General features: G+C 34.9%; 17 protein-coding genes and 1 tRNA gene. 12 read left to right on the top strand and 6 right to left on the bottom strand.

What is annotated here, in order from left to right:
- Positions 1-160: 160 nt before the first annotated feature.
- From ACFSQP_RS05045 to ACFSQP_RS05025, 5 genes are all read right to left on the bottom strand, one after another.
- Positions 161-1,339: an acyl-CoA dehydrogenase family protein gene (locus ACFSQP_RS05045; protein WP_376892296.1), complete on the bottom strand. Its 1,179-nt coding sequence runs from the start codon at positions 1,337-1,339 to the stop codon at positions 161-163.
- A gap of 142 nt (positions 1,340-1,481) precedes the next feature.
- Positions 1,482-2,507 (bottom strand): AI-2E family transporter, encoded by a 1,026-nt coding sequence (locus tag ACFSQP_RS05040; protein ID WP_376892295.1) that lies wholly within the window; start codon positions 2,505-2,507, stop codon positions 1,482-1,484.
- A 131-nt stretch (positions 2,508-2,638) separates the two neighbouring features.
- Positions 2,639-3,367, bottom strand: a complete 729-nt coding sequence (locus ACFSQP_RS05035) for a tRNA1(Val) (adenine(37)-N6)-methyltransferase (RefSeq protein ID WP_376892294.1) — start codon at positions 3,365-3,367, stop codon at positions 2,639-2,641.
- A 23-nt stretch (positions 3,368-3,390) separates the two neighbouring features.
- A complete protein-coding gene (rimM, locus tag ACFSQP_RS05030; RefSeq protein WP_376892293.1) occupies positions 3,391-3,924 on the bottom strand; it encodes a ribosome maturation factor RimM in 534 nt (177 codons plus the stop codon).
- A gap of 161 nt (positions 3,925-4,085) precedes the next feature.
- Entirely contained in the window at positions 4,086-4,586 is a 501-nt protein-coding gene (locus ACFSQP_RS05025; RefSeq protein WP_376892292.1) for a 30S ribosomal protein S16, read from the bottom strand.
- 291 nt (positions 4,587-4,877) lie between these two features.
- Between ACFSQP_RS05025 and ACFSQP_RS05020 the strand changes: the two genes are divergently transcribed.
- The 10 genes from ACFSQP_RS05020 (at position 4,878) to ACFSQP_RS04975 (ending at position 18,900) form a co-directional block, all read left to right on the top strand.
- On the top strand, positions 4,878-5,882 hold the full coding sequence (locus ACFSQP_RS05020) for a DUF6252 family protein (protein WP_376892290.1): 1,005 nt from the start codon (positions 4,878-4,880) through the stop codon (positions 5,880-5,882).
- Between the two features lie 227 nt (positions 5,883-6,109).
- Positions 6,110-10,498, top strand: coding sequence for a DNA polymerase III subunit alpha (gene dnaE / locus ACFSQP_RS05015; RefSeq protein WP_376892288.1), 4,389 nt, complete (start codon positions 6,110-6,112; stop codon positions 10,496-10,498).
- A 245-nt stretch (positions 10,499-10,743) separates the two neighbouring features.
- Positions 10,744-11,061: a thioredoxin gene (trxA, locus tag ACFSQP_RS05010; protein ID WP_376892287.1), complete on the top strand. Its 318-nt coding sequence runs from the start codon at positions 10,744-10,746 to the stop codon at positions 11,059-11,061.
- 183 nt (positions 11,062-11,244) lie between these two features.
- Positions 11,245-12,174, top strand: a complete 930-nt coding sequence (locus ACFSQP_RS05005; RefSeq protein ID WP_376892286.1) for a DUF58 domain-containing protein — start codon at positions 11,245-11,247, stop codon at positions 12,172-12,174.
- Between the two features lie 121 nt (positions 12,175-12,295).
- Positions 12,296-12,369 (top strand) — tRNA-Asp (locus ACFSQP_RS05000).
- A gap of 364 nt (positions 12,370-12,733) precedes the next feature.
- Positions 12,734-13,879: a site-specific integrase gene (locus ACFSQP_RS04995; protein WP_376892284.1), complete on the top strand. Its 1,146-nt coding sequence runs from the start codon at positions 12,734-12,736 to the stop codon at positions 13,877-13,879.
- A 271-nt stretch (positions 13,880-14,150) separates the two neighbouring features.
- A complete protein-coding gene (locus ACFSQP_RS04990; RefSeq protein WP_376892282.1) occupies positions 14,151-15,296 on the top strand; it encodes a hypothetical protein in 1,146 nt (381 codons plus the stop codon).
- A gap of 113 nt (positions 15,297-15,409) precedes the next feature.
- Positions 15,410-15,658 (top strand): hypothetical protein, encoded by a 249-nt coding sequence (locus ACFSQP_RS04985; protein WP_376892281.1) that lies wholly within the window; start codon positions 15,410-15,412, stop codon positions 15,656-15,658.
- A gap of 2 nt (positions 15,659-15,660) precedes the next feature.
- Positions 15,661-16,650, top strand: coding sequence for a hypothetical protein (locus tag ACFSQP_RS04980; RefSeq protein ID WP_376892279.1), 990 nt, complete (start codon positions 15,661-15,663; stop codon positions 16,648-16,650).
- A gap of 972 nt (positions 16,651-17,622) precedes the next feature.
- On the top strand, positions 17,623-18,900 hold the full coding sequence (locus ACFSQP_RS04975; RefSeq protein WP_376892278.1) for a DUF2130 domain-containing protein: 1,278 nt from the start codon (positions 17,623-17,625) through the stop codon (positions 18,898-18,900).
- Between the two features lie 66 nt (positions 18,901-18,966).
- Here ACFSQP_RS04975 and ACFSQP_RS04970 read toward each other — a convergent pair whose 3' ends face one another.
- On the bottom strand, positions 18,967-20,253 hold the full coding sequence (locus tag ACFSQP_RS04970; RefSeq protein WP_376892276.1) for a DUF2254 domain-containing protein: 1,287 nt from the start codon (positions 20,251-20,253) through the stop codon (positions 18,967-18,969).
- A gap of 425 nt (positions 20,254-20,678) precedes the next feature.
- On the opposite strand from ACFSQP_RS04970, the gene ACFSQP_RS04965 reads away from it, so the two are divergent.
- Both ACFSQP_RS04965 and ACFSQP_RS04960 read left to right on the top strand, forming a co-directional pair.
- On the top strand, positions 20,679-20,864 hold the full coding sequence (locus ACFSQP_RS04965; protein ID WP_376892275.1) for a hypothetical protein: 186 nt from the start codon (positions 20,679-20,681) through the stop codon (positions 20,862-20,864).
- Positions 20,865-21,125: 261 nt separating this feature from the next.
- The gene (locus tag ACFSQP_RS04960) at positions 21,126-23,138 is read left to right on the top strand and encodes a tetratricopeptide repeat-containing sensor histidine kinase (protein WP_376892273.1); all 2,013 of its coding nucleotides are present in this window, start codon (positions 21,126-21,128) and stop codon (positions 23,136-23,138) included.
- Positions 23,139-23,155 lie beyond the last annotated feature (17 nt).

The following is a 23,155-nucleotide window of genomic DNA, read 5'->3' as shown; positions in this document are numbered from 1 at the left end:
TCAAATCAATTTTTTGCTTTCTAGAAATGGGTGTTTTTGGTGTTACTGAAAACAAAACAAATAAGTATAGGCTAAAAAAAATGCTTCTCCACTGGGAAAAGCATTTTTTTTATGATGGCTGCAAGTAATAGTTTACAGCCTTGTTGTTTAGCGGTGTTTATTATTTAAAGGCATTTAAACCTGTAATATCCAGTCCTGTAATTAGTAAGTGAATATCGTGTGTGCCTTCGTAAGTAATAACACTTTCTAGGTTCATAGAGTGGCGCATTATTGAATATTCGCCTGTTATTCCCATGCCGCCTAGTATTTGTCTTGCTTCGCGTGCTATATTAATAGCCATTTCTACGTTGTTGCGTTTAGCCATAGAAATTTGAGCTGAAGTTGCTGTGCCATTCTCGCGCATAACACCCAAACGCCATGCTAATAATTGTGCTTTTGTAATTTCGGTAATCATTTCAGCCAATTTTTTCTGTTGTAACTGGAATTGGCCAATTGGTTTACCAAATTGCATACGCTCTTTACTGTATCGTAAAGCCGTATCGTAGCAATCCATAGCGGCACCAATAGCACCCCAAGCAATACCAAAACGTGCTGAATCTAGACAGCCAAGTGGCGCGCCTAAACCAGACTTATTAGGTAGTAAGTTTTCTTTAGGTACTTTTACATTATCAAAAATTAACTCGCCAGTTGCCGAAGCACGTAACGACCATTTGTTGTGTGTTTCTGGTGTTGAAAACCCTTCCATACCGCGCTCAACAATAAGACCATGAATACGACCTTCCTCGTTTTTAGCCCAAACAACAGCTACATGGCAAAAAGGCGAATTGGAAATCCACATTTTAGCACCATTTAAAAGGTAATGGTCGCCCATATCTTTAAAATTGGTTGTCATACCACCAGGGTTAGAGCCGTGGTCTGGTTCCGTTAAACCAAAAGACCCCATCCACTCACCAGATGCTAATTTTGGTAAATATTTTTTACGCTGGGCCTCGTTGCCGTATTTCCAGATTGGATACATAACCAAGGACGATTGCACGGAAGCTGTACTGCGCACACCAGAATCGCCACGCTCAATTTCTTGCATAATTAAACCATAGGAAATCTGATCTAAACCAGCACCACCGTATTCTTCAGGAATATAAGGGCCAAAGGCACCAATTTCTGCCAAGCCACCTATAATTTGCTCTGGAAATTCCGCACGCTGTGCATAGTCTTCAATAATAGGAGACACGTCTCTCTTTACCCATTCGCGGGCAGCGTCGCGTACTAATTTATGTTCATCAGTTAAAAGCTCGTCTAGGTTGTAATAATCTGGAGCTTCAAATAAATCTGGCTTCATACTAAAATTGTGTTTTTTAATTGTTTTGCAAAGATAACGAAATCGTTTTTCAGCTAACAATTTAATATTACTTTTTCCGCTGCTATTTACACCTAAAACAGTTCCTATAAAAATGGACGCGGCTTTTAGTTGTGGAAGTTACTTATTTTTTTAGCAAATAGGCATAGGGCTCCATGCCTTTGGTATGATCGAAAAAAACTTTTAAAACAGCTAAAATGGGTAAGGATATAATAGCACCAACAACACCCCAAATAGAGGAAAACAGAATAATGCCAAAAATAGTTATAAACGGATTTAAATTAATTTCGTCGCCTATTACCCAAGGTGTTAACACGTAGTTTTCTATTAATTGGGCTGCCGAAACTACAGCAATAACAATTAAAGCTGGCGTAGTTCCTGCATATAAATAGGATAGTATAACCGCAACGCCACCACCAATAATATTTCCTACATAAGGAATAATTGAAAATAAGGCGGCAAATAGTGCTAAAAATAAAGCGTAAGGAACAGAGCCTATTAAAAAACCAATGTAGTAAATACCAAACAGGAAAAGCATAATTTTTCCTTTTCCAACAAAATAACTTTTTACAATAGCCGCTGCATTGCTTAATAATGCGGTGGCTGCTGTATTATTGGATGCTAATTTTTTAAAAAATGTTACGAATTGGGTTTTTTGCATTAAAAACAGAATAATGTACACAAAAATAATAAGCGATTGCGATAGTAAATTCATTACAGAAGCTAGAAACGAACTAGCTAGCACTTCGGCTTTGTCAATAATTTTTTTATTGTTGTCTATATAATCTTTGTAATCCCAATTTAAATGACTGTTAAGCCATTTAGAAAAGGTGTTTAATTCTTCGGTGGCTTTTTCTTTTATAGTAGGCCAATCTTCTGCCATGGTGTTTATTTGCGAGGTAATAAGCCAGAACAGTAAAGAAAAAATTACGAGCATTAATAAAATTGCACAAACAATACCCAGCCATTTAGGGAGCCCCCACTTTGTAAACTGCTTAACAGGAATGTCTAATACAATGGCCACAATAACGCCAACAATTAGGGGCATAAGTAAACTTTTTCCAAAGTAAAGTAAACTTACTACACCACCTATTATAAGGAGTGTTTTGATAAGTTGCTGTCCGGAAACCTCAATTTTAGAAGTGCTCAATAGTCTGAATTTAAAATGGTTATAACTTTAAAGCTACGCTAAATTTTAGAGCTTTCATACTTAAAAGCTTAAAAAGTGTGAAACTTATTAAGGTTAGTAGAAATAAGGGGTCCCTAAAAACCGAAGCCTGGTTACATATTTAAGTAAAAAGCTTGCGTTAAATTAATGTAGTCCTGTGTGTATTGGTGTCTTTCGGTTTCAATTACCAATGTGGTTTCTTGGATATTAGTTGCCTGTTTGCTTAAAGTTATCAAGCTGCGTTTTACGGGGGCTGTTGCGTGCCCTTTTACCTGTGTTATGTAGTTAGGGTATAACTTGAAGTTGGTGGCTAGCTCAAGGAAGTGAGATGCTTCTTGGTGTGGCACAATAACGGAAAACTGACCTGTTTCTGACAGTAATTTAGCCACAGCTGCCAGTAACTGCGGAAAAGGCATGGCATCTTGAAAGCGCGCACTGTCGCGCTGTTGGTTGGGTGTTTTGTAGTTTTCGGAATAAAATGGCGGATTAGAAATAATTAAATCGTAGGTATCGTCTATTTCTTCGGCAAATTCTTCTAAAGAAGCATGGTAGCAAAATAGCGCATCGGCCCAAGGTGAATTTTCAAAATTATCAACGCATTGCTCGTAGGCATTGGCGTCAATTTCCAGTGCATCTATGGTGTTTACATACAATCCGGTAGCAGCAACTCTTTGGGCCAGCATTAAAGCTAAAATGCCTGTCCCGGCGCCAATGTCCAAAATACTGGTAGGACTAAAATTTAAATTGGTCCAAGCACCCAACAAAACACTGTCTGTTCCAATTTTCATGGCGCATTGGTCCTGTTGTACAGTAAACGCTTTAAATTTAAAAGGCTTGTTCATGGTTGTTTCCGGTGTTGTAGGTATTAGTTTGTATCTAAATACAAATCTATTAAACCTTCTGGAGTGTTTAATACCAGCGTTTTTTCTGCTTTGTTTACAGAAACAATAAAGGCATCGTTCATAGGAATTAAAATTTCAGTACCATCCTGATCTATTTCAAACAAGGCCTGTGAAGTACTATCGTTTACACCGCTTACAATACCTACATGTCCAAAATTTACATCGGTTACGGTAAATCCAATAATTTCGTGATAGTAAAATTTATTGCCTTCCAATTTCGGCAACAAATTTAAGGGTAAGTAGATGTCGGACTTCAAAAGCGCCTCTGCATCTTCCTCTGTATTTACATCTTCAAAACGCACTCGCAATAAATCGGATTTGTGTAGCTGGGAGGATTCCACAAAGAAGGGAACTAAATTATTTCGTAAATCTACAAACATGGCATCTAAATCTTCATATAAATGCGGTTCGTCTGTGTCTAGTTTTATTAGCAACTCGCCTTTAAAACTGTATTTAGACACTATTTTTCCTAAAAAAAAACAATCTTCTTTTTTCATAGTTTTCTTCTTGTTATCATGGTATGCCGTTTACAAACTAACGCGGTTTATGTGGTTTTAGGTTTACCAACTTAAATGAGTTTGGATACTTTAAAAGCGCTAGAACATAAAAAAACCCAGACTGCATAGTCTGGGTTCAAAAGTATAAAAAAAATAGTTTTTTATTCTTCTTCGTTTGAAGCTTCTGCTTCTGCTGCAGGTGCTTCTTCTTCCGCTGGCGCGTTAGCTGCCACACGTGCGGCGTTTGTTGCTTTTTCAGCTTCTAAAGCTTTGGCTTTGGCTTCTGCTTCTGCAGCTGATAAGTTTTCGGTTTTAGCGGCAATTTTACCTGTTTTTTCCTCCAACCATGCATTAAATTTTTCTTCTGCCTGCTCTTCCGTTAAGGCTCCTTTTCTAACACCACCTGCTAAATGATTTTTTAACAAAACGCCTTTGTAAGATAAAATACCTTTGGCAGTTTTTGTTGGTTGTGCACCATTTTGTAACCATTTTACGGCACCGTCCACATCCAAATCAATAGTTGCAGGGTTTGTGTTTGGGTTATAAATACCTAATTTTTCTAGGTATTTACCATCTCTTTTTGCACGCGCATCCGCTGCAACAATCCAGTAAAAAGGTTTTCCTTTTTTACCGTGTCTTTGTAATCTAATTTTAACTGACATAAAAATTAATTAGTGAGGTTCGCGACCTCGGTTATTAATAAGGCTGCAAATATACTTTATTTTTATTAAAATTTTGTGTTTTTTTAGGAAACTTTTTTAGGCGCTAGTAGCGGCTGCTGGGCTTTTAAGAATCTGTTAAGCAACTAGTTGTAAATGAATTGTTTTGTATTTTATGCGTTGTTTTTTTGTGCGTATGAAGTCGCCTTGGCTTAAATGTTTCTAGAAATTCTATTTCTTATTTTTTTTATTCTATTTTTGAGTTTTCGATTTATTTAGAATAAACACATTATTATGAAAAAACTATTAGTTATTGCCTTGGTATTTACCACCATATTTAGCTGTAACGATGAAGTTGAATTTAATACACCTGCGCTTCAAGGAAAAAAAGATGGTATTCGTTGGAAAGCGACAACTTACAACGCCTTTTTTAATGACGCTGGCCTGTTAGTTATTACAGGAAACGATAATTTTGAAACAGTCACCCTGCGTCTTACTTCTTTAGCGGTTGGCAATTATCAGTTAGGTGGCAATGCGGCTAATCAAGCCGAATTTTTGGATTTCGAAAAAACACAGTTTGCTACCACCAATGCACCTAATCCAGATTTTAACGTGTACCCTGCTAGCGGACAAATTACAATTTCCCGAATTGATACAGCCAATAACACCGTGTCTGGAGAATTTTTCTATACCGCTTACTCTAATAATGGGTTAAAAGTGGTTACTTTTAGCGAAGGTGTCTTTTTCGATATTCCACTACCCGCAGGGGCAGCGCCCAATGTAATGTCCTGCGAAGAAGCAGAAATACAGGAAGCTTTGGCGGCCGCGTTGTATGCCGAAACACCACCAACATCGTCAGATTATTCTGCCAATTGTAATGCTTACAAACAAGCCTTAATTAACAAGCAAATGGCTTGTATAGATGCAGACGGTAGTATTCAAGACATAATAGACAGCTTGTTTTGTAACGACGATGATGGCGATGGCTTATTATCTATATTAGAAGATGTTGATGGCGATGGCAGCCCTACTAACGATGATACCGATGGCGATACCGTGCCTAATTATTTGGATGCCGATGACGATGGCGATTCTTTAGATACTATAAATGAAGATGTAAATGCTAACGGAACGGTTTTAGACGATGATACAGACGGCGACGGTGTACCAAATTATTTAGATAACGACGATGATGGCGACGGTATTTTAACCATTGATGAAGATGCTAACGCCGATGGCGATGTGACGAACGACGATACCGATGGCGATGGTATTCCAGATTACCTGGACAATCTATAAATAAAACAATTAATTTTTTTATTAAAACGCAGCAATTTGCTGCGTTTTATGTTTGTAGGAACCAGCAAGTATTTTTAGAATTTGTTTTAAAAAATTCTGAAAATTTTAATTAAAAACGGTTTATTTCTATGTAATTTTATGGGCTTATTTTTCCGAATGGAATAATTTGTAGCTCCTAAACATCCGTTTATAGAGCAATACCTTATTTTTAAAACCACATACAATCCATGTATTTAATTTTTGATACTGAAACAACAGGTTTACCAAAGCGTTGGGATGCACCAATTACAGATACCGATAATTGGCCACGATGTATTCAAATTGCTTGGCAATTGCACGATGCCATGGGTGCTTGTATAGAGCATCAAGATTTTCTTATAAAACCAGAGGGTTTTAACATTCCTTACGACGCAGAAAAAATTCATGGCATCTCTACCGAGCTTGCCCTGCAGGAAGGCGAGTTGCTGGAAGTTGTTTTGCAAAAGTTTAATGACGCTTTACAAAAAACAAAGTTTGTAGTAGGGCAAAACGTGACCTTCGATTTAAATATTATGGGAGCCGAGTTTGTAAGGTATGCCATGGCTAATAAGCTTCAGGAGTTACCAGTTTTAGACACCTGTACGGAGCACACAGCCAGTTTGTGTCAGTTGCCAGGCGGACGCTACGGAAAATTTAAGTTACCTACACTTACAGAACTACATGAATACCTGTTTAACCAACCATTTGCCGAGGCGCACAATGCCACAGCCGATGTGGAGGCTACAACACGTTGCTTTTTAGAACTACTTAGGCGCCAAGAGTACACCATAGAGGCTCTGGACGTAGATCCGGATTATTTTAAAAGGTTTTCAGAAGCCAATCCGCAGGAAATTCAATTACTTGGGTTAAAGCATATAAATTTAAAACAGGCTAGTGCTGCTATCCGCGAGCAAATTTTAAAAACACAAGGCAGTGGCTTATCGGCCAAAGAAATAAAGGACAATATTTCGGAGTTGCAGGATGTGGATTTTGTGCATTTGCACAATCATTCGCAGTTTTCAATTTTGCAATCTACTATAAGCATCCCCAAATTAGTGGCCGCAGCAGCCCAGCACAACATGCCAGCTGTAGCGCTTACAGACCATGCTAATATGATGGGAGCCTTTCATTTTGTAAAAGCAGTAAACGCACATAACAAAACAATTCAGGCAAAAAATAAAGAGGCGGAGGATCGCGGCGAAACACCCAAATTACAGGAAATAAAACCCATTTTAGGTTGCGAATTTTTTGTTTGTGAAGATCATAAAGATAAATCTAGAAAGGACAACGGTTATCAAATTGTGTTGCTAGCTAAAAATAAGCGCGGCTATCATAATTTGGCTAAATTATCGTCGCATGCCTTTGTGGATGGCTTTTATTATTTACCCCGAATAGATAAAAAATTAATTCAACAATATAAAAGCGATTTAATAGTCCTAACCGGAAACTTGTACGGCGAAGTGCCTAGTAAAATTTTGAATGTAGGCGAAAATCAAGCTGAAGAGGCTTTGCTATGGTGGAAAGCTGAATTTGGAGATGATTTGTACATTGAAATTATGCGTCATAATCAGGAGGACGAAAATAGGGTAAATCCGGTACTAATTAATTTTGCTAAAAAGCACCAAATAAAATTGGTGGCTTCAAATAATACGTATTACGTAGATAAGGAAGATGCCAATGCCCACGATATTTTATTGTGTGTAAAAGATGGCGAAAAGCAAGCAACACCCATTGGTAGGGGGCGTGGCTACCGGTATGGCTTGCCAAATCAGGAATATTATTTCAAATCTTCGGACGCTATGAAAGCGCTATTCAAAGATATCCCGGAGGCCATTACCAATATTCAAGAAGTTGTAAATAAAGTGGAGGCTTTTGAACTCGCTCGCGATGTTTTATTACCAGCTTTCGATATTCCCGAGCAGTTTAAAGATCCAAAAGATTTGGAAGATAATGGCAAACGTGGAGAAAACGCATTTTTACGCCACCTAACTTACGAAGGCGCTAAAAAACGGTATGGCGAACCCTTGTCCGAGGAGGTTACCGAGCGCTTGGATTTTGAACTAAGTGTTATAGAAAACACGGGCTATCCTGGGTATTTCCTAATTGTAGAAGATTTTATAAGGGAAGCCCGAAAAATGGATGTGTCTGTTGGCCCTGGTCGTGGTTCGGCAGCCGGATCGGTGGTTGCCTATTGTTTATGGATAACCAACATAGACCCACTAAAATACGATTTGCTTTTTGAGCGTTTTTTAAATCCAGATCGTGTAAGTATGCCCGATATCGATATCGATTTTGACGACGAAGGCCGGAGTCGGGTTATGGATTATGTTATAAATAAATACGGTAGCAGCCAAGTAGCCCAAATTATTACTTACGGTACCATGGCCGCAAAGTCCTCTATTCGAGATACCGCTCGGGTACTAGACCTACCGCTTTTTGATGCTGATAGGATTGCCAAGTTAATTCCAACCATGTCTAAACTTGCCAAAATTTTTGGCATGAGCGAAAAAGAATTAAGCAGTAAGTTTCGTGCAGAAGATTTAGAAAAAGTGAACGAACTTCTCAATATTTCTGAAGGCTCCGACTTACAAGCAGAAACGGTTAATTTGGCCCGCACGCTGGAAGGATCGGTTAGAAATACCGGCATTCATGCCTGTGGTGTTATTATTACACCAGACGACATTACCAAGTTTGTACCAGTAGCAACGGCCAAAGACTCCGATTTATACGTTACACAGTTTGATAACTCGGTAGTAGAGGATGCTGGGTTGTTAAAAATGGATTTTTTAGGCCTAAAAACGCTTACGTTAATAAAGGATACCGTAAAAATTGTAAAAGCCAAACACAATATCGATTTAGACCCCGATAGCTTCCCGTTAGACGACGAAAAAACATATGAACTCTTTCAGCGTGGCGAAACCGTAGGGGTGTTTCAGTACGAATCGCCTGGCATGCAAAAACACCTTAAGGAATTAAAGCCAACCGTTTTTGAAGATTTAATAGCCATGAACGCCCTGTATAGACCGGGTCCTATGGAGTATATTCCGAGTTTTACCCGCAGAAAACACGGTAAGGAAGCTATAGAATACGATTTGCCAGCAATGGAAGAGTATTTGAAAGAAACCTATGGTATTACGGTTTACCAAGAGCAGGTAATGCTGCTTTCCCAGAAACTAGCCAATTTTACCAAAGGTGAGGCCGATGTTTTACGAAAGGCAATGGGTAAAAAGCAAATTGCGGTTTTGGATAAAATGAAACCTAAATTTATTGCGCAAGCCGAAAGCAATGGTCACGATGCAAAAAAATTAGAAAAAATTTGGAAAGATTGGGAAGCTTTTGCAAGTTATGCATTCAACAAATCGCACTCTACTTGCTATGCTTGGATAGCTTATCAAACGGCATACCTAAAAGCGCATTATCCTGCAGAATATATGGCTGCCGTATTGTCCAATAATATGAACGACATTAAGCAGGTGTCCTTTTTTATGGAGGAATGTAAACGCATGAAATTAGCTGTTTTAGGTCCGGATATTAACGAAAGTTATTATAAGTTTTCTGTAAATCAAGACAATGCGGTGCGGTTTGGCATGGGTGCCATAAAAGGCGTGGGACAAGGTGCCGTTATGACCATTGTTGAAAACCGAAAAAAAGACGGGCCATATAAGTCTATTTTCGATTTTGCCAAACGCATTGATTTGCGTGCAGCTAATAAGAAAGCATTCGAAAACTTGGCGCTTGCTGGTGGTTTCGACGGCTTTAAAAATACGCACCGCGCTCAATATTTTCACGACGATGGCGACGGTATTACCTTTTTAGAAAAAGCTATAAAATACGGTGCAAAACATCAGGAAAATGAAAATTCGGCACAAGTAAGTTTGTTTGGAGAAGCAAGCGATGTGCAAATTGCCGAACCCGAAGTACCGCCTTGCGAGGAATGGGGAACCATGAAAAAATTAGCTCAAGAGAAGGAAGTGGTAGGAATTTATATTTCCGGTCACCCCTTGGACGATTTTAAAATTGAAATGACTACCTTCTGTAATGCCAATTTAGCCCTTCTGGAACATTTGGAAACCTACGTAAATAGAGAGCTTACTATAGGTTGTGTGGTAACAGATGTTCAGCATCGTGTAAGCAAGCAAGGAAAAGGCTGGGCGCTGTTTACGGTAGAAGATTATACCAACAGTTATGAGTTTCGAATATTTGGCGAGGAATATTTGAAGTTTAGGCATTTTTTACTCAAAAATTCCTTCCTGTTTATTAAAGTATTTGTAAAAGAAGGTTGGATAAAAAAAGATACGGGTGTTCGGGGCGAGCCACGCTTGCAGTTTAATAGTTTTCAACTGCTACACGATGTTATGGAAACCTATGCTAAAAAACTATCTATTCAACTAAATATTTCAGATTTAGAGCCTGCAAAAATAGAAGCCTTGCATGGTTTATTACGGAGTCATAGCGGTAACCATGCCTTAAACTTTATTGTATACGACAATGAAGAGCAAATAAAATTAAGCATGCCTAGCAGAAAACAAAAAATTGCTATTTCGCAAGAACTTTTACAGGAATTAGAACGTCAAGATGTATTTTATAAGTTAAATTAATGGTCAGGAAATAAAACCAACCTGCAAATAGGGGTAGATATTGTATTTAAAAAAATACCCGTAAATTTGTAATAGCAACAGGTAAAAAGGCCCTAGCTAAAAACTAAATATAACCGCCAGTAATGCAGCTATAAACAAAACAAATTGATAGCTTGTAAGCTTTGGCGAAATTTTTGACTAATATTGCAAAGGTGTCTTTTTTAGGCGCTTGATTAGATAAGTATAACATATTAAAATTAAATATTATGGCATTAGAGATAACAGATGCAACATTTGAGGAAACCGTATTAAAAAGTGACAAGCCTGTAATGGTAGATTTTTGGGCCGCTTGGTGTGGACCATGCCGCATGGTAGGACCTATTATTGATGAAATTAGTGCAGAATATGAAGGCAAAGCTGTTGTTGGAAAGGTAGACGTAGATGCCAATCAAGAATTTGCTGCCAAATATGGCGTGCGTAACATTCCTACTGTTTTAGTTTTTCAAAACGGTGAAGTAGTTGGGCGTCAAGTAGGTGTAGCTCAAAAAAGTGCTTATACAGACGCGATAGATTCGTTATTATAGGTTTTAGGGTGGTTTTTGGAGCCACGCATAAAAACTAATTATATACTAAAAAGGTTTGCTACAATGGCAAACCTTTTTTAGTTTGGGCAAATCACAAAAAATTAAGGTAAATTAGCTAGGTAAAACTAGTAACGCCAGTGTTTCTTACTCAAAAGAAACCAAAGCACGAACTAATGCAAACAAATGGACTTACAACACGAATTAAATCAAGCAGGCGGTTTTAAAAACTTGGAATTACTTGCCAAACAGGTAGTTGAAGGCTTTGTGGCGGGCATGCACAAAAGCCCGTTTCATGGTTTTTCGGCAGAGTTTGCGGAGCATAAAATTTACAATCAAGGCGAAAGTACTCGGCATATAGATTGGAAACTTTATGCCAAAACAGACAAATTATACACCAAGCGCTACGACGACGAAACCAACCTGCGCTGCCATTTAATTGTTGACAATAGCAGCTCCATGCATTATCCAGATGTTAAAACACCAGATATAAACAACTTAAATAAAATAGGTTTTTCGGTTTTAGCTTCGGCTTGTTTAATACATATCTTAAAAAAACAGCGCGATGCAGTAGGTTTAAGCGTATTTAGTGATGCCTACGATTTTTATGCTCCTGAAAAAGGAAGCGAGCGGCACCACCAAATGTTGCTTCATCAATTAAGTACTCTGGTACAACAAAAACCAACGGCACGCCAAACAGATACGTTTACGTATTTGCACCAAATAGCAGAAAAAATTCACAGACGGTCGCTTATATTTTTGTTTACCGATATGTTTCAAACCGAAACAAACCAAGAAAAACTTTTTAGCGCGTTACGCCATTTAAAATATAACAAACACGAAGTGGTTTTGTTTCATGTATTCGATAAAGAAAAAGAATGGACTTTTAATTTTAGTAACAGCCCTAAACAATTTATAGATGTAGAAACAGGCGAGCATGTAAATATATATGCAGATACTGTTAAGGATAACTACGAGCAAGCTATTAGGGATTATTTTAAATCAATTAAACAAAAATGTCAGCAATACCGTATTAATTATGTGGAGGCAGATATAAATAAACCTTTCGATAATGTCTTGACAGCCTTTATGCTAGCGCGTAAAAAGTTTTCGTGATAAAAAATAAATTAAAATTTATAGAAAAAAGGCTTGTAAAATTAAAAAAGCTGTTTATCTTTGCACCCGCTTGAGGGATTAATTTTTACAAACTAATTTAGCAAGCTTGCAGTAAAGCAACGGTCTGGTAGTTCAGTTGGTTAGAATGTCGCCCTGTCACGGCGAAGGTCGCGGGTTCGAGTCCCGTCCAGACCGCAAAAGCTCATCGAAAGATGGGCTTTTTTTATGCCTAAAAGTTAATTTTGTTAGGTGTTTCCTTTGTAATCTCTTACAAATATTGGTTTGTTTAAAAACCCTTATTTCGCCATCTTTAGTCATCGTTCGACAAAATTTAAACCCCTATTAAAACCCCTCTATTATTTTTCGGTCTCTTTTTACAGTTTACTCCCTAAAAAAGGGTGTGGATTACCTAGAGGTTTTAGAATTTATAAAATTTAACATTCTTTGAAAGACTGATTATTATTGACTTTCTCATTGATTTTACAAAAAAGACAAAGAACTTAGCTACAAAAATTTTGCTACTGGATATTATATAGTAGAACGCAAAAACATAAATATTATGAAATTGAATTACAATGTAAGGATTGTTATTAGAAAGGATAAAGTAAGAAACGACAACACTTGTCCTTTGTATTTAAAAATTAGTCTAAATGGTAAACAACTCGTGAAATTATCTATGGGAGAAAGTGTTTTACAGGAACATTGGGATAGTAAAAACCAAAAAGCTATTGGAAAAGGTTATGGAATGTTTAACGCTCATTTAAATCGTTCCGTTTTGGAAATAGAAGATTTGATTAGCGATAGAAAAGCAAGAGGTAAAACAGTTTCTCGTGATGAAATTGTAAGTCTGTTTAAAAAAGAAGATACGGAATGTTATTACAAGTATTTCGATGAGGTATTCTGTAAAAATAAGTTTACCGAAATCTCCCAGTACACTAAAGAAAGTTATCTATTGTTAAGAAAACGACTAAAAGAATTTAAGCCTAATCTAAGGTTAAGTGATATAGATTTAAAGCTAATACAGGATTTTAATTATTATCTTTTAGTTGACAAAAAGACTGGAAAAGGTGGGGTTTGGAATAGACATAAGAATTTTAGAACAACTTTAAAATTAGCCTATGATTTGAACTTAATCGATGATTATCCATACAAAAACTTTAAATTAGATAAACCAAAATCTAAAAATGAGGCTTTAACAAAACAAGAATTAAACGCTATTGTCGATTTAGATGTTAGCTTTAATAAAAGATTAGATGAAACTAAGGATAAATTCTTATTCGCTTGTTATACAGGTTTACGTTTTGGAGATGTAATGAATCTAAAATGGGATAATATTAAAAATGGTGTAATGCAAATAATACAAGAGAAAACTAAAAACCCTGTTCAGATACCGCTAAATAAAGAAGCAAAAAGAATTATTGCTAAAAATGTCAAGATGAAAAGAGAGCGAAATACTGTTTTTAAAGTGGTTAGTAATCAGAAAACTAATTATATACTTAAAGAGATAGCTGAATTGGCAGAAGTGGATAAAAATGTGTCCTTTCATCTTGCTAGACATACATTTGGAACGATATTAGGAAAAGACCAAAATGCTTTTACTATAATGAAGCTAATGGGGCATAAAAAGATTAGTACATCAGCTATCTATGTAAATACTGATGTAAATACCTTAAAAGAAACTATGCAAATGGTTAGTTTTAGATAATTTTATAAACTGATATATATAATTTGTAAATTGGCGACATGAAATAAAAAAGAAGAAAATACATATAAGTTAGCGTTAGCTATTCACTGATAGAGAAAACTGGAAATTTATCATATGCAGGAAGAATAGATTAATGCTCACGCTATGGCGTGGGCTTAGTTTGTTTGCATATGGGTATTCCAGTACCTCTCTATCGATAAGCTACAGTTCCACGCTTATTTTTTTATTGTTAATGCTCTTTTCGGAACTGATAGGGTTAATAAAAATAACAATGAAAAAACATCTTATTTTAGCTCTACTATCTACACTAATCTTTATTAAAACAAGTAATTCTCAAGTAAATAGTTTATCAGATTTTCTTTACTTGTCAGAACTTTCAGAATATGGGTTAACCGATTATTTACAGACAAATTGGGAGTTGCAAAGTCCAACTGAAACCATAGAAAAAGGAAAAGCTACATCTGTATATACTTTTACTTATAACTACAATAAGAGAAAACAGGTTTTAAAAAGGGTTATCAATATGGATTTAGATACTGCTTATAAAATAAGAAGTACAACATTTATCTCCGATGATATATCATTTTTAGAGCGAGTTGAAAAGAGTTTGTCAGCTAAAGAATTTTTTGAGGTTGGTATTGAAGATAGAAAAAAATTGTATGAAGACGGAAATAAAATGTTGACTATTGAAAGAGACTTTCATAAAAGAGCTAAAGGTCTGTATAAAATTACAATTATGTATAAGGATGATTTTATTCTATATGCTAAAAAAATTAAACTCGAAAGCACTATAAATAGCGACAATGTTCGAATTAGTCAAAAATGGAATATTAAAGGAGTAGAAGATGATGATTTAGGTACTTTTAGTTTAAAAGTTTATGAGAATTGGGATTGTTATATTGAGCTTTACATAAATGGAAAACTTTACAAATCCAGTAGGTGTGATAGTGAAAATGAAACAGCTCTATTAGTGAGTAAATTAGATACTTTAAATATAAAATATTCTACACCCGAATTGGTAGACGCAAATATTGATATATTAGGAAATGATATAAGTTTGGACTATTTATCGACAGATGAAGAATATATAAAACCTGTAAAAGATAAAATAGTTGAAAATGTAATTAAAACAGGTGTTGGATCAGGTAATGGCGAAATAATGAATGAAAAGAGCGTTAGAAAAATAGTTTTTAAGCCAAAATATAAAAAAGCTGATTGTAATGAAAAAGGAATAGTAGTCTTATTAGTTCAAGTAAATAATGATGGGAGTTTTAAAAGTGCAAATCCTACTAAAGGAACAACCAATTTAAGTAATTGCTTAATCTCAAGTGCAATAAAAAATGCGAAAAAATATAAATGGGAACGCAAAAATGAAATTAATTCAGAAACTGCTTTACTTACTATTGCTTTTGAATAATGGCTTAATTTTAAAGATTTAACAAAAATTTAACGCATTTCTGCGAACGAAAAAAACTTTTGGAGGTATAAGATAAGTGTAGGGAATAGTCCCATTAATTTAAAATTATACTAATGAAAAGAGATGTAGAAATGTACAAGTTAAAAGTGTACACCATTAAGAAATTAAAGGCTTTACAAAGGCTTATTGAAGAAAACCAACAAAAGGATTGGCTTACAGTAAATGAAGTGATAGAAGACTTTAACATAAGTCGTAAAACATTTGATAGATTAAGAGAAAAAGGATTAAAAGTTTCCCAACCAAAACGTAATGGAAAAATCCTTGTAGAAAGAAGAGAAATAGTTAATTTTTTAAACAGGTAGTTATGGTAGATAAAATAAAATTTTTAGTAACAAACTATCCTGTTGAAGAAGATATGCTTAATTCTTATAGAAGATTTGGTAGCTCAAGATTTAACCCAGAAATTTTTGTATTTATAAAATACCTTACAAGTGATGAGGATTTAGGTAAGAAAAACAAAAAGCATTCTTTAAAGTTAATATTAGCTTATGATACAAAATTTGGTAATCATAAATTATATGTAGAAGGCAGTATTAGAAAATGGTATTATGGAAAATATAATATTAGAGATTTTAATTACAAAGATTTTTGTCATTGTATAAGTCTTTTAAGTAAAAGATTAGGGATAGATGAGAACATTTTATGGAATGCAGAAATAACAAAATTAGAAACTGGAGTAACAATTAGATTTACAAAAGAATTTGAGGGTATTGCACTTTGTGTATCTCGATATAAAAACTTTAAAAAAAGTACACACGAAGACAAAGGTGTAAAGTTTAAAGGGAAAAATTATCATGTAATTTTTTATGATAAAATTAGGGAGATTTACAACGATAAAGACAAGTTGGAACGCTCTTACGATAAAATAACAAAAAACAACTTCTTATTTAGATATGAAATACAAGGTCATAAGGTAAGTGGAATGAAGATGTTTAACAAAAAGGTAAATACCTTATTAAAGTTAAAGAACAACTGGAAGTATCTAGGAGAAAATTTAATTAAGACACTTGACAAAGTCGAATTTATAGATGTTATATCACCAGAAGCCTATATAAATCTTAAAGGTGGTGCGATTACAGAAATGTCAGAATTTTTAATATATAAAGGAATAAGGGCTATTGGTTTAGAAAAAACACGATTGTTGATAGAAACTTTAAACCCTAAAAAAAAGACTAATTGTAGAAAAAAATACAATGGTATTTACGAAAAACACTTAATTGAAGATAGGCGAAATTATGAGGACATATTTCGTCAAAAAGTAGCTAAAAAGGTGAAATCTATTTGCAGTAAATAGCTTATTATATAATAAGAGTAATCTAAACCCTAAATAAGGTATAACATATAGCAGTTAATGAAGGGTTAACAACTAGATAGAGGTACTGGACATATAAAACCATAAGTTAGGAATAAGTAAAAACATGCAGTAACATATAACGATATTTGTATTGGTATAGATGTATGTAAAGTCTTTAAGAATAAAGACAAGTTAAAGTTAAAGAAGAGTAATGTTTTTTTGAGCCAGCCACGAAAAGTAATAAGTAGAAAACTAAAGTTGGATCGTTAATGGCTTAAAAACTTATTTTAACGTTTGTTTTTTGAACTTAAATCGTATTTAAGTAAAAGTGTTCTTATTGAAGATAATCGTTAAAATTTAGTCCTTTAAAATGAGTGAAACTAAATTTATATATTTTGCTTGTTTAATTGAAAATTGATTGTATCTTTGCTTCCGCTTAAAGAAATAATTTTTACAGAAAGTACCCCTGTAAAAACCCCTTTAAGGCTTATAGCTTTTGAAATTATGTATAAGATATAGGGCGGAATACTAAGACTGATGTCTTCCCGTCCAGACCGCAATTATTGCAGAAAGCTTCAAGAAATTGAAGCTTTTTTTTGGCAGTAAAGTTACCTGGTTAACAAAAAATTTAGTTGTGTTGTTTTACCTTGGCAGTTGTGTTGAGGTAAATTGTAGGAAGTTCCCGTTGTTGTTGGGAATTCCAATGGAAAGCTTTCCTTTTTTCTTTGTAAGAAAATTGGGATGCTTTTTTGTTTTACGGTGGTTTGTAAAATTGTTTTAAAGGAATTTGCTAGACCCATTAAAGCCAAATTAATAAAGAAAATTGTCTTTCCTTTTTTATGGTACAAGCATAATATTAGTTATTTTGTATCTTTTAACAAATTAATGTTGTTACCCATGTTAACAGAAGCTGGTTTACAGCAAGGGCTTCGGTTTTAATTTTACACAAACAACACATGCACTTTTTATATTATGATGAACGATATTATTTGCCCTAATTGCAACAAAGTTTTTAAAGTAGATGAGGCCGGATTTGCCGATATATTAAAACAGGTGCGCGACCATCAGTTTGAAGAAGAGCTTAGCGCGCGTTTGGCACTTGCAGAGAAAGAAAAACAAAATGCGGTAGCTTTAACCGAAGCTAACTTACGAAATGAATTGCAGCAACAATTAACAAAAAAAGATAACGAACTATTGCAATTAAAGGCGAAAGCGGCCTCCGATTTGGCAGAAAAACTATCGGAAAAAGAAACCGTATTAACCAAATTAAAAGCGCACATTCAGCAAATTGAAATTCAAAAAGCGCTGGATGTGTCCAATGCCGTGAAAGTTGTTGAAAAGGAGCGCGACGATTTAAAAAATGCTTTGCAAATAAAAGAAACGCAAACCCAGTTACTAGAAAAATCTATTAACGAGCAATTTAAAAACAAATTGGCTGTTAAAGACGATATTATAAAGATGAAAGATGATGAAATTTTGCGTTTAAAGGATTATAAGCAAAAGCTTTCAACAAAAATGGTGGGCGAAACATTGGAGTTGCATTGCGAAACAGAGTTTAATAAACTTCGGGCAACAGCCTTTCCGAAAGCCTATTTTGAAAAGGATAACGATGCTAGAAGTGGTAATAAAGGCGATTACATTTTTAGAGAGTTTGACGAGTCTCAAAACGAAATTATTTCAATTATGTTTGAAATGAAAAATGAAAACGACCAAACGGCTACTAAAAAAAAGAATGAAGATTTTTTTGCAAAATTAGATAAGGATCGGCAATCTAAAAATTGCGAGTATGCTGTATTAGTGTCTATGTTAGAGGCAGATAACGACTTTTATAATACCGGTATTGTGGATGTTTCCTATCGGTATCCAAAAATGTATGTGGTGCGTCCGCAGTTTTTTATTCCTATTATTACCTTACTCCGTAATGCAGCCATGAATTCGATGGCTTATAAGGCAGAATTAAATTTGGTAAGAAATCAAAATATAGATATTACCAATTTTGAAGAAAAAATAAATGATTTTAAAGCTGGATTTGCCCGAAATTACGATCTGGCCAGTAGGCAATTTAAAACAGCTATTGATGAAATTGACAAAACCATGAATCATTTACAAAAAACAAAGGACGCCTTACTGGCTTCAGTAAATAATTTAAGGCTGGCCAACAATAAGGCAGAGGATTTAACCATTAAAAAGTTAACGTATAACAATCCAACTATGAAGGCAAAATTTAACAACGTATCCAAAAACGAGTAGTGTACGCATAAGTTGTCCAAATTTTTTACCTAAAAAAGTATGAAATCCGGGCTATTTTATGCTATGTTAGTCTGGAAGTCCTTGGAAAAGAGCTTCAATGCGCCTTAAATCCGTTTTGTTGGTTATAGTTTCCATGGCATCGTCGTAAAGGAGTTTGGCTTCTGCCCGCAACGCATGGTGGTAGTCAGGTAAATGCGCCTCTTGCAACAAAAGATATTTAAACATAATAAATAATTTTTGAATACAACTTAAATCCTGTTTGCAGTAAGTTCTGTAGGCTGCCATAACTTGGTACAGCAGTTCTTTAAAATTGGTGGTACTAACAAAAATGAGTGCTTCGTTATCTGAAGTAATAATGGTTTTGTCGTTTTTTCTTAAGCGAAGCGCAAACAATTCGGTTAAATAATCTATGGTGCTTATGGCGGTGCCGGGATCGTTTATTCCTGGAGACATGGCTTTAATTCCTATTTCTGTAATTTGCTTGAAAGCCAATGCGTAATTGTCTTCAACAAATTCGCCTTTTGCAAAACTGAAGTTAGACAGTATTTTGTTGGATAATTCCGTGCTAATGCTCTCATTAACTTGTAATATGGGAACACCTTTTAAAACAAAGAGTCCTTGAATAGGTAAAATTTTTAATTTAATATCGGCGTCTTTGCAAATATCCACCAGGTTAGGAACCGCTATATTTTGAAAATAGCCTGTTTGCGAGCTGTAAATGGTTTTCCAATTTTTTGTTTTGGGAAAATCTGGAATCTGTTCCGTTTCTTTCTCCAATAGAAATTCTAATCGCATTTTAGCTTTTTGGTAAATACTGTCCAATATATTGTTTACTTGAATGGACTGCGATATAGAATGGATAAAGTATAAAAAAGCACCCAAGCAAACAACGGTTAAAACAATGCCAATAAGTACAGAAAATCCGGGTAATTGGTATTTATCGCTTTCTTGCGGATTTATACCAACCAACGTAAAGGTGTTGTATAAAATGGTAGCCAAATACAGGCCTAAAACATACTGGTGATTGCGGTTGGAAATTAAACCAGGCAACACTCTAGGCGAAAAATTACTGGAAGCCTGATTGAGCAATACCATAACCATAGAAAAGCTAAACACCATAATAGATATAATGCCACCAGTTAAAAAACTTAAAAGGGTTTTTGCGGTATCGGCATTATTAATTACTAGTTGTGGCACCTGTTTTATAACAAAGGCGGAAATGCCAATTTCTTCTAAATAGAGCATAAACAAGGCAAAGCCAAAACCAACCGTACTAAACAGAGCGGGGTAAAAAGCAATTTTACTTTGTAGTAAATTAAAAAAACTAATAAATTTGGTGTAGAGCGCTTTCATAATATGTTGCAAAAAACCTTTAAGATACTAACTTTTTTAAACACTATTAAAATTATGTTTGCACACCCCTGCTTATAAAGTTAATTGTCAACATGTTGCTAATAGTTATACGTAAGAATTTTCCTCAAAATACGCATTTTATCGAATATTATTGTTTTTTGTCGTCTAGTTGTAATAAATAGCGTAATAGCCGCTACCTTATAGCTGCTTTAATAAGTCCCCTAATCCAATTTCTGCTTATCTAAAGTTAATTTATCCATTTTTTACAGACAGTTTTTGTCTCTTCCCTCATGTTAAAAGCAATTGTTGGCTCTTTTGGCCAGTTTGCCGCTTGCTCTGTGCACGTTCATTAGGCAAGTTGAGCTTATAGGTTGCTTAACAATGTAATAGAATAACCCTACTGAGTTAATTTAAATATACATAACATGAAAACCTTTAAAATTATTTTAGTCGCAGCCATTTTTTGCATGACACTAACAGGCTTAACAGTTAAAAAAGCGGATACCAGCAGCAACAATGTAGAGGAGGTTTCGCAACAGGACGATTTTACTTATGCTTTTAAAGTAAAACGCCATGTTAAAAAAGCTAAAGATGTTCCAGAGCAAGGTTAATAACCGTTCTGTTCATTAAACACAAAAACCCTTTTCAGTAAAGGGTTTTTGTGTTTATGTTATATCTTTACGAAACAGATGTGCCCAGAGGACTATAGTAGCGTAAACGGGCATGTGAAAGTATTGGCGGTTGTGATTTTAAAAACTTGTTATACAGGTGTTAACAAATAGGCTGTTGTTATTATCCGAAAATACGCTTTCATAAAATGAACATGGTAAACTTTAAAAAGTAATAAATTGAGTAGTATATGTAAAAAAAGTATGTTTTATAACTACTTATTTTTTTTGTTGTTTGGCCTGCTACCATTGTTTGGCATTGCACAACATAAAAATTTAGACAGTGTTTTACATTACCGCCAATTGGCTAATTCGGAAACCTATAATTTAGCCCAGCGGGAAATTTTTATAAAAAAAGCGATAGCTTTCTCCGAGAAAACCAAACAAGATACCACCATTTTAAAGTCCAAACGGCAATTAGCAACTTTATTTTTGAAGCAGTTTGCAGTAGATTCTTTATTTAATGTAAATCACGAAAACTTAAAATTAGCCAAAAAATTACAGGATACCCTAGCTATGGCCCATATAAATAATGTATTGGGTTGGTACCATTCCGAAAAAATGCAAAACGATAGTAGCTATACCTACTATTTCAATGCTTCTAAATATTTTGGTAATTTACAAATGAAGCGTCAACAAGCCAGTGCTTTAAATGCTATGGCAAGTATTCAGTTTGAGGAGCGCGATTATGTTGGTTGCGAAACCAATGCCTTTAAGGCTATAAGGCTGTATCAATCCCTACCATCAAACCCTAAAACGCTGGGTAGTTTGTGGGGTTTATTTAATTTGGTAGCAATAGCATCCGATGAACTAAAAATGTTCGATAAAGCCATTGAATACCACGAAAAAGCTTTGTCTTACAGTAACCAACTGGATGATAATTTTTTATATACCTTGTATTCAAAAAGCAACATTGCGCTTATTTATAAAGAAAAAAAGCAATTCAATAAAAGTTTAGAAATTTATAAAACCCTTTTTAATAACCAAAATACCTTAAAGCAAGATCCAGATAATTATGCTCTTATACTAGGGGATTATGCCTTGTTAGCTCATAAAACAAAGGAATTTGATACGGGAAAAGTGGCGCATATGTTCTCGGAAGCCTATGCCATTGCCGATAGTTTGGATAACGATTTAAGTAAAATGTCTGTAGCTTTAAATGCCTCGGAATTTTATTTAGATCAGGGCAATAAAACCAAGGCCTTGCAATATGCCAATACGGCTTACAGCTTATCTAAAGCCGCAGTAACCAACGATGTTATTTTAAATGCTTTACTACTAAAAGCTAAAATAGAAGCACCAAATAAAGCAGTGGCTTACTTGAATGAATACATACAACTAAACGATAGTTTAATTGATAAAGAACGCGCCATTAGAGATAAATTTGCCAGAATTGAATTTGAAACCGAACAAATAGAACTAGAAAAAAATAGAATTTCTAGGGAGCGTTTATGGCTGTTAATTTTGTCGGTTGGTTTAATTTTCACCTTTATTTTGGTTTATATTATTTTGTTTCAACGATCTAAAAATAGGCAGTTAACGTTAATACAGCAACAACAGGAGGCCAACGAAGAAATTTATAATTTAATGCTTACCCAACAAGATAAAGTAGATGAGGCCCGATTAAGCGAAAAAAAGCGCATTTCACAAGATTTACACGACGGCATTTTAGGACGCCTTTTTGGTATTCGTTTAAGTTTAGACAGCTTAAATTTTAGCGTTACCGACACAGCCATAAAAACCAGAGAAGGGTATATAGCCGAGCTTAAAAACATTGAAGACGATTTAAGAGAGGTGTCTCATGAGTTGAATGCAGATTTTATTGCAAACTCGGGATATTTAGAAATTTTGAAAACTTTAATTGACGCACAAACAAAAAGCTATCAGCTAACATACCAACTAAAAAGTGACTCCGATATCCCTTGGGAAAATATATCGAATAAAATAAAAATTCACGTTTATAGAGTGCTCCAAGAATCGCTTCAAAATATTTACAAACATGCCCAAGCAAGTCATGTAGATATTAGTTTTAAACTTGGTAAATACCTAATTTGGTTAACCATTTCCGATAACGGATCGGGGTTTGATATGAAAAAATCCAAAAAAGGTATTGGACTCAAAAACATGAAGGCCCGCGTTTCCGAATGTGGCGGAAAATTACGTATCAATTCCGAAATAAATAAAGGAACTACCATAAGCATAAAAATTCCATTTTGAATAGAAATTACTTATCA

Source organism: Bizionia sediminis, from assembly GCF_042684585.1.
GTDB lineage: Bacteria > Bacteroidota > Bacteroidia > Flavobacteriales > Flavobacteriaceae > Algorimicrobium > Algorimicrobium sediminis.
The sequence above is the reverse complement of the archived record's forward strand: the minus strand, read 5'-3'. Positions and strand labels throughout refer to the sequence as shown.

Bases quoted from the DNA above. Each gene is read 5' to 3' on its own strand.
- ACFSQP_RS05045 (WP_376892296.1), bottom strand. From the start codon at position 1,339: ATGAAGCCAGATTTATTTGAAGCTCCAGATTATTACAACCTAGACGAG.
- ACFSQP_RS05035 (WP_376892294.1), bottom strand. From the start codon at position 3,367: ATGAACAAGCCTTTTAAATTTAAAGCGTTTACTGTACAACAGGACCAA.
- rimM (WP_376892293.1), bottom strand. From the start codon at position 3,924: ATGAAAAAAGAAGATTGTTTTTTTTTAGGAAAAATAGTGTCTAAATAC.
- ACFSQP_RS05025 (WP_376892292.1), bottom strand. From the start codon at position 4,586: ATGTCAGTTAAAATTAGATTACAAAGACACGGTAAAAAAGGAAAACCT.
- ACFSQP_RS05020 (WP_376892290.1), top strand. From the start codon at position 4,878: ATGAAAAAACTATTAGTTATTGCCTTGGTATTTACCACCATATTTAGC.
- dnaE (WP_376892288.1), top strand. From the start codon at position 6,110: ATGTATTTAATTTTTGATACTGAAACAACAGGTTTACCAAAGCGTTGG.
- trxA (WP_376892287.1), top strand. From the start codon at position 10,744: ATGGCATTAGAGATAACAGATGCAACATTTGAGGAAACCGTATTAAAA.
- ACFSQP_RS05005 (WP_376892286.1), top strand. From the start codon at position 11,245: ATGGACTTACAACACGAATTAAATCAAGCAGGCGGTTTTAAAAACTTG.
- ACFSQP_RS04995 (WP_376892284.1), top strand. From the start codon at position 12,734: ATGAAATTGAATTACAATGTAAGGATTGTTATTAGAAAGGATAAAGTA.
- ACFSQP_RS04990 (WP_376892282.1), top strand. From the start codon at position 14,151: ATGAAAAAACATCTTATTTTAGCTCTACTATCTACACTAATCTTTATT.
- ACFSQP_RS04985 (WP_376892281.1), top strand. From the start codon at position 15,410: ATGAAAAGAGATGTAGAAATGTACAAGTTAAAAGTGTACACCATTAAG.
- ACFSQP_RS04980 (WP_376892279.1), top strand. From the start codon at position 15,661: ATGGTAGATAAAATAAAATTTTTAGTAACAAACTATCCTGTTGAAGAA.
- ACFSQP_RS04975 (WP_376892278.1), top strand. From the start codon at position 17,623: ATGATGAACGATATTATTTGCCCTAATTGCAACAAAGTTTTTAAAGTA.
- ACFSQP_RS04970 (WP_376892276.1), bottom strand. From the start codon at position 20,253: ATGAAAGCGCTCTACACCAAATTTATTAGTTTTTTTAATTTACTACAA.
- ACFSQP_RS04965 (WP_376892275.1), top strand. From the start codon at position 20,679: ATGAAAACCTTTAAAATTATTTTAGTCGCAGCCATTTTTTGCATGACA.
- ACFSQP_RS04960 (WP_376892273.1), top strand. From the start codon at position 21,126: ATGTTTTATAACTACTTATTTTTTTTGTTGTTTGGCCTGCTACCATTG.